Annotated in this window: 14 protein-coding genes and 1 tRNA gene; 8 read left to right on the top strand and 7 right to left on the bottom strand. The window is 53.0% G+C overall.

The features are described from left to right. Positions 1-66 precede the first annotated feature (66 nt). From CFX1CAM_RS00940 to udk, 3 genes are all read right to left on the bottom strand, one after another. Complete coding sequence (locus CFX1CAM_RS00940; RefSeq protein WP_231940993.1) at positions 67-1,386, bottom strand: M20/M25/M40 family metallo-hydrolase; 1,320 nt, start codon at positions 1,384-1,386, stop codon at positions 67-69. Positions 1,387-1,474: 88 nt separating this feature from the next. Continuing rightward, positions 1,475-2,086 carry a TVP38/TMEM64 family protein gene (locus CFX1CAM_RS00945; protein WP_087861208.1) on the bottom strand — a complete coding sequence of 204 codons (612 nt, stop codon included), beginning with the start codon at positions 2,084-2,086 and terminating at the stop codon, positions 1,475-1,477. Further along, positions 2,076-2,732, bottom strand: a complete 657-nt coding sequence (gene udk, locus CFX1CAM_RS00950) for a uridine kinase (RefSeq protein ID WP_087863201.1) — start codon at positions 2,730-2,732, stop codon at positions 2,076-2,078. The genes CFX1CAM_RS00945 and udk overlap by 11 nt, the downstream gene beginning before the upstream one ends. 65 nt (positions 2,733-2,797) lie before the next feature. On the opposite strand from udk, the gene folD reads away from it, so the two are divergent. After that, a complete protein-coding gene (folD, locus tag CFX1CAM_RS00955) occupies positions 2,798-3,697 on the top strand; it encodes a bifunctional methylenetetrahydrofolate dehydrogenase/methenyltetrahydrofolate cyclohydrolase FolD (protein WP_087861209.1) in 900 nt (299 codons plus the stop codon). 91 nt (positions 3,698-3,788) lie between these two features. On the opposite strand, the gene dtd is transcribed toward folD, so the two are convergent. Next, on the bottom strand, positions 3,789-4,226 hold the full coding sequence (gene dtd / locus CFX1CAM_RS00960) for a D-aminoacyl-tRNA deacylase (protein ID WP_087861210.1): 438 nt from the start codon (positions 4,224-4,226) through the stop codon (positions 3,789-3,791). Between the two features lie 119 nt (positions 4,227-4,345). Here dtd and CFX1CAM_RS00965 point away from each other — a divergent pair, with 119 nt between their 5' ends. The 7 genes from CFX1CAM_RS00965 (at position 4,346) to CFX1CAM_RS00995 (ending at position 13,229) form a co-directional block, all read left to right on the top strand. Next, a complete protein-coding gene (locus tag CFX1CAM_RS00965; protein WP_162287639.1) occupies positions 4,346-5,494 on the top strand; it encodes a ribonuclease D in 1,149 nt (382 codons plus the stop codon). Positions 5,495-5,640: 146 nt separating this feature from the next. Next, positions 5,641-5,727: transfer RNA gene (locus tag CFX1CAM_RS00970), tRNA-Ser, on the top strand. 385 nt (positions 5,728-6,112) lie between these two features. Then, positions 6,113-8,290, top strand: a complete 2,178-nt coding sequence (glgP, locus tag CFX1CAM_RS00975; RefSeq protein ID WP_087861212.1) for an alpha-glucan family phosphorylase — start codon at positions 6,113-6,115, stop codon at positions 8,288-8,290. Further along, entirely contained in the window at positions 8,290-8,829 is a 540-nt protein-coding gene (locus tag CFX1CAM_RS00980) for a DUF2179 domain-containing protein (protein WP_087861213.1), read from the top strand. The genes glgP and CFX1CAM_RS00980 overlap by 1 nt, the downstream gene beginning before the upstream one ends. Positions 8,830-8,946: 117 nt before the next feature. Further along, positions 8,947-11,421, top strand: a complete 2,475-nt coding sequence (locus CFX1CAM_RS00985) for an ATP-binding protein (protein WP_087861214.1) — start codon at positions 8,947-8,949, stop codon at positions 11,419-11,421. A 201-nt stretch (positions 11,422-11,622) separates the two neighbouring features. Next, complete coding sequence (locus CFX1CAM_RS00990; RefSeq protein WP_087861215.1) at positions 11,623-12,051, top strand: OsmC family protein; 429 nt, start codon at positions 11,623-11,625, stop codon at positions 12,049-12,051. A 323-nt stretch (positions 12,052-12,374) separates the two neighbouring features. Beyond that, entirely contained in the window at positions 12,375-13,229 is an 855-nt protein-coding gene (locus CFX1CAM_RS00995; RefSeq protein WP_087861216.1) for a glutaminyl-peptide cyclotransferase, read from the top strand. A gap of 50 nt (positions 13,230-13,279) precedes the next feature. Here CFX1CAM_RS00995 and CFX1CAM_RS01000 read toward each other — a convergent pair whose 3' ends face one another. The 3 genes from CFX1CAM_RS01000 to CFX1CAM_RS01010 form a co-directional block, all read right to left on the bottom strand. Continuing rightward, the gene (locus CFX1CAM_RS01000) at positions 13,280-13,768 is read right to left on the bottom strand and encodes an Hsp20/alpha crystallin family protein (RefSeq protein WP_157891630.1); all 489 of its coding nucleotides are present in this window, start codon (positions 13,766-13,768) and stop codon (positions 13,280-13,282) included. Between the two features lie 174 nt (positions 13,769-13,942). Continuing rightward, positions 13,943-14,707, bottom strand: a complete 765-nt coding sequence (locus CFX1CAM_RS01005; protein ID WP_087861218.1) for a class I SAM-dependent methyltransferase — start codon at positions 14,705-14,707, stop codon at positions 13,943-13,945. A 3-nt stretch (positions 14,708-14,710) separates the two neighbouring features. Continuing rightward, entirely contained in the window at positions 14,711-16,420 is a 1,710-nt protein-coding gene (locus CFX1CAM_RS01010) for a sensor histidine kinase (RefSeq protein WP_087861219.1), read from the bottom strand.

The raw sequence follows: 16,420 nt of genomic DNA on the forward strand, positions 1-16,420 counted from the left end.
ATTTAAGGCAAAGGAGCGCCACACAAACAGGAGGCAGGACGGTCAGAATTGAGTTGAACGCAGCGCCTAATAATCGCGCATCAGCATCAGGATACGGGCAAAATGTTTGGCTGCTTTCGCGTACAAGTCCAGGCTGATCGATTCGTTGGGTGCGTGTGCCCGGGAATCGGCGTCGTTGGCGCCGTTAGAGATAATTGGCACCCCCAGGTATTCCTGGAACATGAAATTCGGGCCCGAACCGCCGATCATCGGGTTGATGCGGGTGGGTTTGTCATAAACGTCTTCTGCCGCCCGCACAGCCAGACCCACCGCCGGGTGGTCGGGGTCAGTTTTGGCGCCCGGGTTGCCGCCCAGGTAGACGATTTCGATATCGGAAAATCCATGCGCGTCGAGGTGTTCTCGAAGCTGTGCGAGCACCTGCTGAGGTCGCTGGTCGGGTACCAGGCGAAAATCCACCTTGGCGCTGGCTTCGGCTGGCAGCACGGTCTTGGAGCCTTCGCCCTGGTAGCCGGAATTCAGCCCGCAAATCGTGCAGGTCGGCTGATAGACGGCTTGAATGGCGAGTTCCAGCGGGTCATCCACGCCTTTCAAAAAGCCCTCTAAACCGTAAACTTCGCGGTAATGGGCGCGCATATCCGGTAATTGAGCGAGCAATTCTTTTTCGCGCGGCGTAGGTGGGATCACTGAATCGTAAAATCCCGGCAAAAGGATGTTCTCATACGGGTCTTTGAGGGTGCTCAGTGCCCACACCAGGCGCCAGGCTGCATTCGGGAAGATCGAGCCACCGGTGCCTGAATGTACATCCCGGATCGCTGTGCGCACTCGCAGCTCAACATAGCAGATGCCCCGCAATCCCAGCATCTGGATGGGTGCGTTTTCATGGTCAACACCGCCCACCTCCCACACGCACACATCGCCAGCCAGCAAGTCTTTGTTAGCCTTCACAAAGGGTTCCAGGTTAACGCTGCCAATCTCTTCTTCGCCCTCAACGATGAATTTAACGTTGCAGGGAAGTTCACCTTCACGGTCCAGGATGGCATCAATGGCATGCAGGCGGGCGGTAAAGTTGCCCTTATTATCAGAAACGCCGCGCGCATACAGACGTCCATCACGCAAGGTCGGCTCAAAAGGCGGTGAATCCCATAATTCCAGGGGCTCGGCTGGTTGGACATCATAGTGATTGTAGGAAATCAGGGTGGCATCGCCCTGCCCTTTCCGCTCGCCAAACACCACCGGCGATCCGCCTGTGGGCATAATCGACACGGAAAAGCCGCGCGCTTTCAAGGCACCTGCGACCAGTTCGGCGCACTCCTCAATGCCCAGGTTCTGGGCTGCCACACTGGGTTGGGCCAGAAGGCGCGAAAGCTCGTCAACGCTTTCACCCAAATGTGTTTCAATATATTGATCGATAGCTTGAATGTTTATGGTTCATCTCCTATGTGTCTAAATCAACTTTTATCGCAAAATCCTTCCATCAAAATACCCCCTTCAACATCCCGATCAGCCAGTCGCCCGCATAGGCAAACATCATCATTTTTAAGACCTTGCCAATCAAACAGTAAATCAGGAATTTGGTGACCGGCATCTTCAACATCCCAGATAGCATGCCTGCCATGTCAAATAAGGGGTTGGGAATGAAAGCTAAAATCAAAATGGTGATGTCGCCGTATCGACGCATCCAGTTGACCACCTGGTCGTAGTGGGCGGAGTTTTCCACCAGGGGTTGCCCGCTGAAACCTGCCAAATAACCCGAAAGCTCGCCCAGGGCTGCACCGGTACCTGCCGCAATTGAGACCCAAAATGGGTTAAACACGGCTCCCATGGCAGTGGTGAAGAGCACACCTGGTACGGGGACCAGGATGGTGGCATTGGCCAGAAGCGAAAACAAAAAGATGCCCGGGTATCCAAACGCTTGCAACTCCTGAATTCGTTCACGTTGGATGAAAAGAAACGCCGTCAGCGCGATAACAAACAGCAGGACGACTGCACGGATGATGTTGAGCGTACGCTTGGGAAGACGTTCTACCAGGGGTAAACGTTTGGGAGGCAATTCCTCTTCAGGCGAGGAGAGATGGTCATTTTCCATCGACAGGTAAGTGTCCTTCCAACAGAGACTGCAAACGCGCGATGACCATGTCCAACGCAACCACGTTAAAACCACCCTCCGGGATGATGATGTCGGCGTAGCGTTTTGATGCGTCAACAAATTCAAGATGCATGGGGCGCACTGTGCGCAGATACTGGTCGACCACCGATTGCAGGGTGCGACCCCGTTCCTGGATATCCCTCAACAGACGCCGAATCAGGCGGATATCTGCGTCTGTGTCCACAAAGATCTTCATATCAAACAGGTCCCGCAGTTCCTTTTCAACAAAGATCAGGATGCCTTCCACCAGGATGACGGGCTTTGGCGACACGTGAACCGTCTCCGTTTTGCGGCTGTGGGTGCTGAAATCATAAACTGGCATCTCAATCGCCTGGCCGCGTAATAATTGTTGGATATGCCGCACCATCAGGTCGGTTTCCAGTGAATCGGGATGATCATAATTGACCTTGGCGCGCTCCTCGGGAGTCAGGTGTTTCTGATCTCGATAGTAGGCATCGTGCGCCAGGAAGGCGATACTACCCATACCCATGCGTTTACGGATCAAATCTGCCAGCGTGGTTTTCCCTGACCCGGTACCCCCGCCAATGCCCACAACCATGGTGTTTTTGCTTTTCGATTCAGTCATCATGTTACGATTATAATCGCAATTCAGGTATAATCGGTTTTAGAATTTGTTCATTTGGAGGTTAAATGCGAGCAAAACTGATTGATGGCAAAGCCATCGCTGAAGCCCTGCGCGAAGAAGTTAAACAAAAGGTGGCAGAACGGGTTAAAAAGGGTTTGCCCGCTCCTGGCCTGGCAACGGTGCTTGTGGGAGAGAACCCGGCTTCCCAGGTGTATGTGCGTATGAAGCACAAGGCTTGCCAGGAAGCCAATATCATCTCGACCGGCAATGTGTTGCCTGCCAACGCCAGCCAGGCTGAAGTAGAAGACCTGGTGCACAAGTTGAATGCCGATGCCAACATTCACGGCATCCTGGTGCAGTTACCCCTGCCGGCAGGTCTGGATGAGGAGCGTGTGCTCAACACGATCAGCCTGCAAAAGGATGTGGACGGCTTTCACCCGATTAATATCGGTCGCCTGGCGCAAAAAGGGCGGGAACCGCTCTTTATTCCAGCTACTCCGGCTGGCGTGATGTATTTACTGGAGGATAGCGGCGTTGAGCTTTCGGGCGCCAACGCCGTTGTTTTAGGGCGTTCGAACATCGTTGGCATGCCGGTGGCTTTGCTGCTGGTCAAGGCGAATGCTACCGTGACCATCTGCCACTCGCGCACCAAGGAAATCCCAGCGCTGATTCGCGAAGCTGATGTGCTGGTGGCTGCGGTGGGCATCCCCGAATTTGTGCGCGGTGACTGGGTTAAGCCCGGTGCCGTCGTGATCGACGTGGGCGTCAATCGCATCGAAGACGAGACCCGTAAAAGCGGTTATCGACTGGTGGGCGACGTGGCCTTCGATGAGGTCGCTGAAGTCGCCGGTGCGATCACCCCGGTGCCTGGCGGTGTGGGCCCGATGACCATCGCCATGCTGTTGCACAACACGCTGCGCGCGGCTCGCCTGGCAGACGGCAACGGAATGGCAAACGCCGCGTAGCGCATCATTGAGCGGTTTTCAAGCAATTGGCGCTCGGCGGCGATTGAAGCACACCGATTATTGCTGGTCACTCACAATCTGCCCGTGAACTTTAATATTCCAGCAAGATCGTCACCGGGCCGACGTTGACCAACGCTACATCCATGTGTGCGCCGAAAACGCCGGTTTGAGTGGGAATCCCCCTGGCTGATAGTTGCTCGGCACAAGCCTCCACCAGGGGTTCGGCGATCTCGGGCTTAGCCGCGTCAATAAACGATGGACGCCGCCCTCGGCGGGTATCGGCATACAGCGTAAATTGCGAAACGACGATTGCCTCTCCGTCCACATCCAGAGCGGAAAGGTTCATTTTTCCCTCATCATCTTCAAAGATGCGCAGATGCGCGATTTTTTCGGTCATTTGTTCCACGGTCGCCAGGGTGTCTTCCGGCGCCACTCCCAGCAGGATCACCAAGCCCTTTCCGATCTCAGCGACAACCTGCCCGTCGACGGTGACCCGACCCTGCGACACGCGTTGGATGACGGCTTTCATAGGCTTCTCCTGGTTGACGAATTTACCATTATCATGCCGATTATAGCATCAATGGCATACCACGATGCCCGCTCAGCCATTCTTAATCACTCCTTATTCGCATGGACTATAATCAACACATGCCACATTCACTGAAGAACTTCGAGCTGGTCTGGATCGACCAGCCTCAGCATCTGCGCCACGCCGCTGAAGAACTGGCTTCCCAGCAGATCCTGGCGATTGACACCGAATCCAACAGCCTGTACGCTTACCAGGAGCAGGTCTGCCTGGTGCAAATTTCCACCCGACTAAAAGATTACCTGATTGACGCCCGCGCGCTGCCCGATCTATCCCCCCTGGCAGAAATTTTTAACTCCGACCGTATCCTGAAGGTGTTCCACGCCGCCGAGTATGACCTGATCTGCCTGTTTCGCGACTATGGCTTCAGGTTCAATTTTATATTTGACACCATGCTCGCAGCGCGCATCCTTGGGTTTCAGCATGTCGGTCTGGGAGCACTGCTGGAAAAATATTTCGGTGTCCAGATGAATAAAAAATACCAGCGTGCGGATTGGGGCAAACGCCCCTTGAAACCTGAGATGCTGGAATACGCCCGCCAGGACAGCCATTACCTGATCGCCCTCCAGGAGCAATTACGCGCCGAATTGGTTGCCGCTGACCTGCTTGACCTGGCAGTGGAAGATTTTACACGCCTGACCATCGGAATTGAAGATACGACGGAAACCTGTGCCGACGATTTTTGGAAAATCCACGGGGCGCGTGACCTCAGCCCCGAAAAAGCTGCCGTGCTAAAAGCGCTATACAATTTTCGCGAATCGGTTGCTAAAGCCCAGAATAAACCCTCATTTAAAGTTCTCAGCAATCAGACGCTGATTGAATTAGCCACAGCCTGCCCCAAACACCAGGCTGACTTGCTGGAACGATCCACACTGCACGAAAGACAGGTCAGGCGTTATGGGCCGGGATTGCTGGTCGCTGTGCAGGAAGGTCTGCAGGCACAGCCTGAGCACCCACCCAATCACGTCCGGCCGCGTAACTCTGTGCTCAACCGCATGGAGATTTTGCAGGAATGGCGCAAGGAAACCGGTAAAGCGCTGGGCGTGCCCTCCGATGTCGTCATGCCCCGTGACGTTCTCTGCCGGATCGCCCGCGCAAATCCAAGGGATCTTTCAACGTTGAAGGCGCAGATGTTTGATGTGCCTTACCGGTTTAACCGTTTTGGTCAGGACATGCTCAGCGTTATCACCCGTGAAGGACTTGAGGATTGAGGCTTTCTCTGCATGGCGCTGACCTCACCATCACCGGCTCGAAGCACCTGCTGGAAAAAGTTTAAGTCCATAAGATTTTCACCAACGTCCATCTCATAAGTGACTATTCCCCGTTGAATTTCGAGTATAATGGATGCCTGCCCGTTGGAGAGGTGCCAGAGTGGTTTATTGGGGCGGTCTCGAAAACCGTTGTAGCCTTGCGGCTACCGAGGGTTCGAATCCCTCCCTCTCCGTTATCGGCAATATTCAGGGCGGCGCACGAGGGAAAAGCACGGGTATTAAGCATGGGTTGTCCTCCCCCTTTGAATGTTGGTCAATTGTCAATCGTGGAAGATGATTAAGCGCCATTTTTATTTTGGGTAACCATCATCGTAAAGGCTGTATTTCTATTGAGGCACTGTGCTCAATCATAAACGGTTGGGGTAACCCGATCAGGCAGTAGCGATTCAGAGTTCTTCTATGGGCACGTAGCGCCTATTTTGACCGATGTGGTATATTTAGACGCTGGCACAATGATCATTCGAATCAGAAAGCAACCGGCAAACGCGGAGAAAAGCACCCCTGCAGGACGGGCGTAGAACCGTCACTGCAGGGATCCATTTAAAAAGGAATTTGATAATGACCGAGATTGTGAGAGAAAAACCTGTGAAATTCAACCTGCCCAGGCGCATCAAGGGCCTGGGAGATTTAGCTTACAACCTGTGGTGGGTATGGCAACCGGAGGTGCAACGCTTATTTAAAATGATGGATGCCCTGTTGTGGGAGGATTCTTATCATAACCCGGTGGTCTTCTTGCGCGATATAGAACGCGCCCGCCTGGATGCCATGATCAATGACCGCTATTTTTTGGATCGATACGACCGTGTCATGCGGGATTTTGATCGGTATATGAAAGAGAACGACACCTGGTTTTCGACCACCTATCCGGCTTTACACGAAGAAATGGTTGCTTATTTTTCATTTGAGTTTGGATTGCATGAATCCCTGATGGTCTATGCTGGCGGTCTGGGCATACTTTCCGGCGATCATCTGAAAGAAGCCAGCGACCTGGGCATTCCCCTGGTGGCCGTGGGTTTTTTGTATACATACGGGTACTTTTCTCAGCGGATTAGCGAAGACGGCTGGCAGGAAGCCGAAAACGTCCCGATCGATTTTAATGCCTTGCCCCTGGTTCATTTACTGGATGATGCGGGTAAGCCGATCAAAATCGCAATTGACCTGCCGGGGCGGAAGGTTTACGCGCAAATCTATGAGCTGAATATCGGGCGGGTCAAGCTGTTTTTACTGAATACCAACCTGGGTGACAACAGCCCTGTCGATCGTCAATTGACCGACAAGCTTTACATCAGCGATCTTGAGCTGCGCATCTCCCAGGAGATCCTTCTGGGCATGGGCGGCGTTAGCGCACTGAGGGCATTGGGATATGCGCCAACAGCCTGGCACATGAACGAAGGGCACTCTGCCTTCCTGACCCTGGAACGAGCTCTGGAATACATCCGTAAGGGCATGAACTTTTCTGAAGCGACCGAATTGATTAATAAAACCAATATCTTCACCACCCATACCCCTGTACCCGCTGGCAATGATGAGTTCCCGCTGTGGCTGATGGATAAATATTTCTCTCATGTTTGGCCTGACCTGGGTCTTTCCCGGGATGCGTTTCTTGATCTCGCCAAAATCGAACAACCCTGGGGCGGAGAGGCCTTCAGTATGCCCGTTTTGGCTTTAAAGCTCTCGGATTTTCGCAATGGCGTTTCAGAGTTGCACGGTCAGGTGACCCGCGGTATGTGGAAATTCCTCTGGCCGGATAAAAAAGAGCAGGATGTCCCCATTGGGCACATCACCAACGGCATCCACACGAAAACCTGGTTGGCTCGCCGGATGGGTGTTCTTTTTTCACATTATATGGGTGCAGATTGGGCTGAGCATATCTGTGATATCGATTTTTGGGCAAAGGTTGAAAATATCCCTGACGATGAATTATGGGCGGTTCACAAACACCTGAAGCGCAGGTTGGTGGCATATATTATCGATCGCAGCCGGAGAAAATGGGCCAGTAATAAGGTGCACCCGGTTCAAACCCTGGCCAGCGGCGTTTTGTTGGACCCCTATGCCTTGACCATTGGATTCGCCCGCCGATTTGCCACCTATAAACGGGCTAATCTGATCTTCAGTGATTACGAACGGCTGTTGAAAATCGTGAACAATCCCCGCATGCCAGTGCAATTTGTCTTTGCTGGCAAAGCCCATCCCGCAGACGAGCCCGGGAAGCTGAGAATCCAGGAGGTCTATCGAGCGGTGAAAGATGCCCGTTTTGGCGGACGGCTGGCTTTTCTTGAGGATTATGATATGAATGTCGCTCGCCACCTGGTACAGGGCGTGGATGTGTGGTTGAATACGCCACGCCGACCTCGTGAGGCTTCAGGGACTTCAGGCATGAAAGCTGGCTTGAACGGTGTGTTGAATTTTTCCATCCTGGATGGCTGGTGGCGTGAGGGCTATAACGGGCATAACGGCTGGGCAATCGGTCAGGACAAGACCCTGTTTGAAGACCAGGCCGCCCAGGACGAAGCTGACGCGCTCAGCCTGTATGAAACCCTTGAAAACGAGATCATCCCGCTGTATTACGAACAACGCTCAGCGGATAATCTTCCATCGGAGTGGATTGCCTGGATGAAGGAAAGCATCCGTTCCCTGGGCGGACAATTCAGCATGTGCCGCATGGTCACCGAATATATGACAAAAATGTACGAACCGGCGATTAAAAACGGTATTGATGAACGAAAAGGAGTGTAATGGAAGCAATGATTGATATTTTGCTTTCACCGTCCGCCTGGTTATTTGCCCTGGGCATTTTCCTGGCGCGCATGGTCAATATTGCGATGGATACCCTGCGCATTATGTTCACCATGCGCCAAAAAAGCGGGATAGCATGGGTTTTGGGTTTTATCGAATCGACAATTTACATTTTATTGATCGGTTCGGTGCTGACAAATATCGGGAATCCCCTGAATATCATCGGTTATTCGGCAGGGTTTGCGACGGGGAATGTGCTGGGCATGGCAATTGAAAAACGCCTGGCTCTGGGTTATATGCATTTCAATATCATCAGTCGCCATCACAGCACTGAGATTGCAGATGCACTGCGCAACGCCGGCTTTGGCGTGACAGAAATCCCCGCCAGGGGGCGAGAGAGCAACTTTATGCTGGTCGATTGCCGGGTCAGGCGTAAACAATCCAAAGACGTGGAAAACCTGGTGCTTGAAATCGACCCGGAGGCTTTCATCACTGCCGAAGAAATTGTTCCTCGGGGCAGCGGGATCTGGCGCGCCTGATCGTCAAAGTGCAAAAAGGCTGCTGTCTAACTGACGGCAGCATTTTATTTAAATACAACCGCCATCGAGAGCAGGTTGTTGTATACTATTAAGAGCACTTGAAAAACAGGAGGAACCATGCCCGGAAGGAACAAAGATTTTTACCTGGGAAAGACCTATGACCTGGAAACGAAGGCTCTACAGGAGCAGCAGGTCTTCTATGACCCGGACGACCTGACCACTCACGCTGTCATCACCGGTATGACCGGGTCGGGAAAGACTGGGCTGGGCGTGATCATGCTCGAGGAAGCTGCGTTGCAGGGCATCCCGGCCATTGTGATCGATCCTAAAGGCGATCTGACGAATTTATTATTGCATTTTCCTGACCTTTTACCTGAGGATTTTCAGCCCTGGGTCGACCAGGACGCGGCCCGCCGTGAGGGGATCAGCGTGGAAGAAGCGGCAGAAAAAGCAGCAACCCTGTGGAAAAACGGCCTGGCTTCATCTGGGCTGGGCAAGCCCGACCTGGAAGCCCTGCGCGATGCGGTTGAATATGCCGTTTATACGCCGGGGTCCGATGCTGGTCTGCCGGTCAGTATTCTGGCATCCTTTTCTGCCCCGGATATCCCCTGGGAGGGCAATCGCGAGATCCTGCGCGAGAGAATCTCCAGTACGGTCACTGCGCTCCTGGGTTTGATCGGTATGCGCAATATCGACCCCGTCCAATCCAAGGAGCACATCCTGCTTTCGAATATATTTGAAGAAGCCTGGAAAGCGGGCAAAGACCTTGACCTGGCTACCCTGATCACCCACGTGCAATCACCGCCCTTTGATAAGCTGGGTGTTTTTTCACTGGATCAGTTCTACCCGCAAAAGGATCGCTTCAGCCTGGCAATGCAGTTAAACAACTTCCTGGCGGCGCCCAGCTTTCACACCTGGCTGGAGGGACAGCCGCTGGACATCGGGCAGATTTTGTGGTCGCCTTCGGGTAAACCGCGCCACAGTGTGTTCTACCTGGCGCATTTAGATGACCAGGAGCGCATGTTCTTTGTTACCTTACTGTACACCGCTATTGAAAGTTGGATGCGCACACAAAAAGGTTCCAGTAGCTTGCGAGTGATGGTGTATTTTGATGAGATTCACGGTTACCTGCCGCCTGTTAGCAACCCGCCCAGCAAAACCATCATCCTCAGGCTGCTCAAACAGGCGCGCGCCTTTGGAGTCGGGCTGGTGTTGGCTACCCAAAACCCGGTCGACGTGGATTATAAGGGGCTATCAAACGCCGGCACCTGGATGATCGGACGCTTGCAAACGGACCAGGATAAAGCGCGGCTGCTGGACGGGCTGGAAGGCGCTGCGCCGGGCGTCGATCGACGCTCCTTTGACCGTATGATCTCACTGCTGGGCAAGCGGGTGTTTTTGTTGCACAACGTACATGATTCAAGGCCAAATATATTCCATACCCGTTGGGCGATGAACTATCTGCCAGGGCCGCTGACTCGCACACAAATCCCGGCTGTTAACGCCCTGGTTAAAGCAACAGAACGTGCTGCGGAAAGACCGGCTGCTGGTGTGCTATCGTCCACATCTGAGGAATCTCCGGCTGGTCTGGGCCGCGATGTGGCACCCGTGTTGCCAGGTTCTGTGCCGACTTTTTATTACCCGGACAACCGGGGGATTTCAGATGCTCAGCAGGAAGTCGGCAGCCAGATTAAGGGAGATATCCCGCGGCCACAATACTTCTACCGTCCGGAGTTGGTGGGGCAGGCGCGCGCCGTGTACCTGGCGCGCAAATACAATATCAGTGAAGAGGTGACATTTACCGTCCGGATCGATAAAATGCAGCGCCGAGGATTGGTGCGCTGGGAGAATTACACGGTGCAACCCCTTGATTTGCGAATGCTTGAGGATCGCCCGCTACCCGATGCAACTTTTGATACCCTTGAGAACTTATCGATTGTGGATGCCCGGCTGCTCAAAGACCTGGAAAACGATTTTATAGACTGGATTTATCGCACCCAGACTTTGAAGCTTCGCTTGAATGAGGCTCTGGGGGTAGTGGCTGAGCCGGGGGATTCTGAAGAAACCTTCCGCCGCAAATGCGAAAATGCCATGCAAGAGAAGCTTCAGGCTGAAGTGGACGCCCTGACGAAAAAACATGCAAGCCAGCTAAAAACCCTGGAAGATAAGCTCTCCAGAGAGGAAAGCCGCCTGGATAATTACAAATCGCAGCTCGGTCACCGCAGGTTGGAAGAGGCGGGCAAACTGGCGGAGACTGTTTTAGGACTGGCAAGGGGTCGCAGTCGCAGCGTCAGTTCGTCGCTGACCAAACGGCGTATGACCAGCCAGGCTAAAGCCAATGTGGAAAAAAGCGAGTTGGAAATAAAGAATATCACCCGCGATATCGAGCGCATCAAATCAGAGCAAAAGGATGAGCTGGCCAAAGTCGAGCAAAAATGGGCTGAAACCCTCGAGAAAGTCGTGGTAGAGCCCGTATCCGCTTACAAAAAAGATATCTATGTTGACCGATTTGCGCTTCTTTGGCTGCCATATTACGCCTTTATAAAAGGGGAAGAGCGGGTGATTGTCCCGGCTTTCCGCTGGGGCAGTTAAACATACAGCGACTTTATTAAATTAATATTCTTATATTCAAATGGACTGTCTGAAACAGGTAGTCCATTTTTGGTGTGAATCGACAAGAATTTAAGGGAACAATACGTTAATGGGTCAACAATATCTAATATAATTTTTACACCCTGCCTGTAAGATTAATAACAGTAAGAAAAAACAAAAATAATCAAAAAGGAGATCATGATGATTAAAAGAACAGCAAAAGCCGTATGGCAAGGTGATTTGAAGCAGGGCAGCGGTTCACTGGAATTGGGCAGCGGCGCCTTCCAGGGAAAATATTCCTTCACCTCCCGTTTTGAGGACGGCGTGGGAACCAACCCGGAGGAGTTGATCGGTGCCGCGCACGCGGGCTGCTTCTCGATGGCGCTCAGCTTAGAGCTTTCCAAAGCCGGCTACACCGTGGATGAGATCCAAACCGAAGCGATTGTCTCTCTGGGCAAAGATGGGGATGGTTTTTCAATTCCCGAAATTAAACTGGTGTCGAAAGCTCGGGTCAAAGATATTACCATGGACGAGTTTATCAAGTACGCATCGGGCGCCAAGGAAAACTGCCCGGTTTCAAAAGCACTGGCCGGGGTGAAGATATACCTGGAAGCGCATTTGATTAAATAGCGAATTGTGAATAGGAGACCGGATTTTGTTTAGCAGGTCTTCAGTACCCGTATCCTGTCCCTTAGATGTGGCACTGGTCTGGTGATCGGTGCCACCAGAAGGGTCAGACCATCAGCAATATTCTGGAGGCCTGCATCATTGAATTTGTAAACGACCACCTCGCACACTGCGTCAACCATCATGGGCTTGAAAAATGAGCTGTCCTTGCATGTGATAATCAATACAATTAAACACTTTTTCAATACGCTTGTTGGATATGACCAGTGGCAAATACCTGCCAGATTTTCGGTCTGTGTTGGAAAATCTGAATACCGCAATGAAATATGCAAAATCGAAACAAAACTGACCGGCAAGCCAGGGCGTTGACCCGCCAGCCCGTATTTTGGGCGAAAATCCTGTTGATCGCTCTGCTGCTATCCGGCTGTTTGCCCCGGCCAGTAGGCGAAACCGGGTCCATCCCGATGGATCTGTCTGCGCAGATGACTTATGAAGTGGTGAACTCCTTCCCGCATGACCCGGAGGCGTTTACCCAGGGATTGGTCTACCATGAGGGTTACCTGTACGAAAGCGCCGGGCTGTATGGCGAATCATCCCTGCGCAAAGTCGCGCTGGAAACTGGAGAGGTGCTGCAGCGCGTGGAACTTCCTCCACAGGTCTTTGGGGAAGGACTGACTCTATGGGAAGATCGGTTGTTACAGTTAACCTGGCGCGAGGGGCGCGGGTTCATCCACGCGCTTGAGGGTTTCGCACCCCTGGGCGAATTCACCTATGCAACCGAGGGCTGGGGTCTGACTCATGATGGGGTGCAGCTTATTATGAGTGACGGCAGCCATCGCCTGTATTTTTTAGACCCGGAAAGCTATCACATGATTGGCACAGTCGAGGTTTTCGACCAGGATCAGCCTGTTGAGCGGCTTAATGAACTGGAATTTATCAACGGGGAGGTGTTTGCCAACATCTGGCAGACGGATTGGATCGTCCGCATCGACCCGCAGTCTGGTGTGGTTTTGGGCTGGATCGACATGGCTGGGATCCTGCCTGAGGCGTTAATCACACCGACCACAGACGTGTTGAACGGCATCGCCTACGATCCGCAAGGCAACCGCTTGTTTGTCACCGGCAAAAACTGGCCACTGCTGTTCCAGGTTCGCCTGGTGCCCCTTGATGAGGGTCATTAAATCAAAAATGGCCAGATCGCTGGCCATTTTCTTTGATTCAGGTTCGCCCATTATTTATTTTTTGATTTGCCTTCGATCACCTTCGATTTGCTGGCGCCCTTGACTTCAATCCGGCGGGGTTTAACTTCTTCTTTTTTAGGCAGATGGATCTGCAGGATACCGTTTTCTGTTTCAGCCTGGATCTTTTCCACGTCCACGGTGCCGGGCAGGGAAATCGTGCGAGAGAAGGTACCAAAGCGGCGTTCTCGCAGGTGGTAATGACCCTCTTCGCCTTCTTCACGCTCATCGCGAACTTCGCCCTTGATCGTCAGGTTATTGTCCGTATAAGTGATTTCGATGTTGTCTGCGTCGATGCCAGCCACGTTGGCTTTAACAACGAACTCGTCTGGTTTTTCCACCATGTCCATGGGCATGCACAGGCTCATCGGTTCTCCGTAAGCATATTCACCGGTATCGTAGACATTATCAAGCATACGCTCCAAAGCACGGTTCCAGCTCAGCATTTCTCGAAAGGGATCACGTCGTATTAAATTAGCCATTTTTTCGTCCTCCATTGAACCTATTTTTATTGACTTACATCTACAGTATAGGGAGGATATGTTTGATTTTCGTCAAAAGGGTATTAACAAAATCTAAAAGATTTAACTTAAAGGGCTGGATTGATCGTTTTTTGCTACTGGATGGCCGCCCCTTATGGAGACGAAACCCCGAGTTCACTCAAGCGATGTCTTTTCAACCACCCAGAAGTGCGATAAACCAAAAATCCGCAGGGGCGTTTTTTCCAGCCATTGCAGGACGGCGCGCAGACTCTTTCCAAAACGGGGATGCCGGGCGATGATATTGTCATAGGCACCGAAGATGATTGTGCGCTTGATCACGCGTACGGGCAAACCGGAAAACAGGCGTGTGAGATCACGCCGGGTGTAAACATTGACATGAGGAGCCAGTCGATCGCGCCAGGCACGCGGCAGGTAGTTGATCAGGGGGATATTTCCGAAATGATAAACCCCGCGCCAGTAAAACCCATGGGTCTCGAAAGGGTAGCCGCGATTGGGGCAAAACAACACCAGCCGCCCCCCTGGTTTTAAGCTGCGCAGGATCTCTTTGATGACAGCACGGTCATCCTGGACGTGCTCCAGCACTTCGTGGCTCAATACCAGGTCAAAGCGCTCTGCACTCAAGGGCAGGTCTTCCCCGCGGGCATTGACCAGGTGCTCGGCGTGGATTTTGGCTTGCTGCAGGCGCTCAAACTCAATATCCAGCCCCACGATATTTTCCGTGAATTTCCCCAGGCGAAACAAGTACGTGCCCACTCCACAGCCATTCACCAGCACCGCCTGTTTCTGCCGTCCACCGGCGGCTTCCAGGATTAATGCCAGGCGACGTTCTTGACCGTCCCGCCAAACATAAGAAGGTTCGCCGCGCAGGGCTGCCTTGTCCAGGTTGCGCACAGAGGGTGGAGCTTCTTGAGGGGACATCGATCACTCCATAGCCATCGGGTCGATATCGCGGGTGTGGGGCACCCAGGCCATAATGGTGGTACCATCGCCGGGCACAGTGGTGATATCCAGGTCTCCGCCAACATTGCGGGCGCGGGTTTGCATGTTTGAAATCCCATGTCCCAGCGTTAGCTGAACCGCTTCAGGATCAAAGCCGCGGCCATTATCGTGCACTTCCATCAGCACCCGATCAGATGTGGTCCAAACCGACACTTCCACCTTGCTGGCATTGGCGTGTTTGGCGACATTTGCCAGCGCTTCCTGGCAGATGTGGAACAGGGCAATCGCCTGCGGATCCGGCAAGTTTTCCAACCCTTCAGAGGGACCGCTGAGGGACGTCTCAACCAGAGAATTGACCTGAAATTCCTTCACCAACCGCCGCAATCCGTCCATCAGGTTCTCTTCATAAAGCTGGCGCGGCCGCATGTCCATGATGAAGGCGCGCAGGTCACGGATCGTGCTGTTGAGGTCTTCGATGGATTGGTCAATGCGGGTGCGGACCTGGGCGGGCTCTTCCTCGAGCAGCAGACGGGCATGTTCAAGCGTCAGCCCCACCGCGTAGATGGATTGGATAACACCATCGTGCAGGTCCATCCCAATGCGCTCACGCTCTTCGAGCACAGCCAACCGACGTCCCTGGATATTCAGGCGGACGTTTTCAATTGTGGTCCCCACCCAGGAGGCGATTGATGAGAGCAATTGTCGATCGATATCCTCCAACGGATCATCCCGCGTGAGGGCAATGCTGAGCACGCCCAGCACTTCACTACGGCTGGTAAGTGGAAAACAAGCAATCTGCGCCAGCCCGGCATCCACCAGAGCCTGGTTCCTGAGGAAGGGGTCGTGCCGGTAGGGCAGACCGACAATAGAGGGATTGCCGCTGCGGGCTGTACGCCCGATCAGGCTTTCATTCAAGGTGAAGCGTGCCTGGTTCCAGATGGAATGGACGGCATCACCCAGGTGGATCGCCCTCGAAAGGAAATTTTGACCTTCCTGGTCTAAAAAGATTTCACCGACTTCCACATCGAAATAATTAATCACCCGGTTGAGGGCTGTTTTAAGCAGATCGTCCAGCTCGGTGATCGACGCCAGGGCTGAAGCCAGGTTATTGAGCAGCGCCAAATCCTGGATGCGACGGGTGAGGGTGCGATCCCGTTCGTGCAGTTCATCGTAGGAGCGCGCGTTGGAGATTGCCACTGCGGCATAGGCAGCCAGGGTTTCGATCACGCGCTCATCATCCTGCGTGAAGCCGTCTCCGGTGATTTTATCGACCAGGTAGATTTGCCCCAGGTTGCGCCCGCCCTGGTAGATGGGTACGCCCAGCAGAGAAACAATCCTGGGCGCCTGTTCAGGGAATGCCACCAGTCCAAGGTCGGTTTGAATATCCATCACACGCACCGGGTTGCTGGCGTCAGCAATCGCATTGATCAGGTTCATATTGATCGGCGGATGGGGTTGGGAAAAGACCTGTCCCTCATCGTTCCAGACCGAGATGAATTGCTCGAGATGCCCGCGCTCGGTACGGATGCCAATCGTCGCATAAGCAGCATTGGCTTGCTCACAGGCGATGCGGGCGATGCGGTTCAACAGGGAATCAATCGAGATATCCTGCACCAGTTCCAGGCTCACCTGGTGTAAGGCTGCCAGCCTTTCTTCTAACTGTTCACAGGAGAGATCTGTTTTGAGGACCAT

The organism is Brevefilum fermentans, from assembly GCF_900184705.1.
In the GTDB taxonomy this organism is placed as follows: Bacteria; Chloroflexota; Anaerolineae; order Anaerolineales; family Anaerolineaceae; genus Brevifilum; species Brevifilum fermentans.

Bases quoted from the DNA above. Each gene is read 5' to 3' on its own strand.
- CFX1CAM_RS00945 (WP_087861208.1), bottom strand. From the start codon at position 2,086: ATGGAAAATGACCATCTCTCCTCGCCTGAAGAGGAATTGCCTCCCAAA.
- udk (WP_087863201.1), bottom strand. From the start codon at position 2,732: ATGACTGAATCGAAAAGCAAAAACACCATGGTTGTGGGCATTGGCGGG.
- folD (WP_087861209.1), top strand. From the start codon at position 2,798: ATGCGAGCAAAACTGATTGATGGCAAAGCCATCGCTGAAGCCCTGCGC.
- dtd (WP_087861210.1), bottom strand. From the start codon at position 4,226: ATGAAAGCCGTCATCCAACGCGTGTCGCAGGGTCGGGTCACCGTCGAC.
- CFX1CAM_RS00965 (WP_162287639.1), top strand. From the start codon at position 4,346: ATGCCACATTCACTGAAGAACTTCGAGCTGGTCTGGATCGACCAGCCT.
- glgP (WP_087861212.1), top strand. From the start codon at position 6,113: ATGACCGAGATTGTGAGAGAAAAACCTGTGAAATTCAACCTGCCCAGG.
- CFX1CAM_RS00980 (WP_087861213.1), top strand. From the start codon at position 8,290: ATGGAAGCAATGATTGATATTTTGCTTTCACCGTCCGCCTGGTTATTT.
- CFX1CAM_RS00985 (WP_087861214.1), top strand. From the start codon at position 8,947: ATGCCCGGAAGGAACAAAGATTTTTACCTGGGAAAGACCTATGACCTG.
- CFX1CAM_RS00990 (WP_087861215.1), top strand. From the start codon at position 11,623: ATGATTAAAAGAACAGCAAAAGCCGTATGGCAAGGTGATTTGAAGCAG.
- CFX1CAM_RS00995 (WP_087861216.1), top strand. From the start codon at position 12,375: ATGCAAAATCGAAACAAAACTGACCGGCAAGCCAGGGCGTTGACCCGC.
- CFX1CAM_RS01000 (WP_157891630.1), bottom strand. From the start codon at position 13,768: ATGGCTAATTTAATACGACGTGATCCCTTTCGAGAAATGCTGAGCTGG.
- CFX1CAM_RS01005 (WP_087861218.1), bottom strand. From the start codon at position 14,707: ATGTCCCCTCAAGAAGCTCCACCCTCTGTGCGCAACCTGGACAAGGCA.
- CFX1CAM_RS01010 (WP_087861219.1), bottom strand. From the start codon at position 16,420: ATGGTCCTCAAAACAGATCTCTCCTGTGAACAGTTAGAAGAAAGGCTG.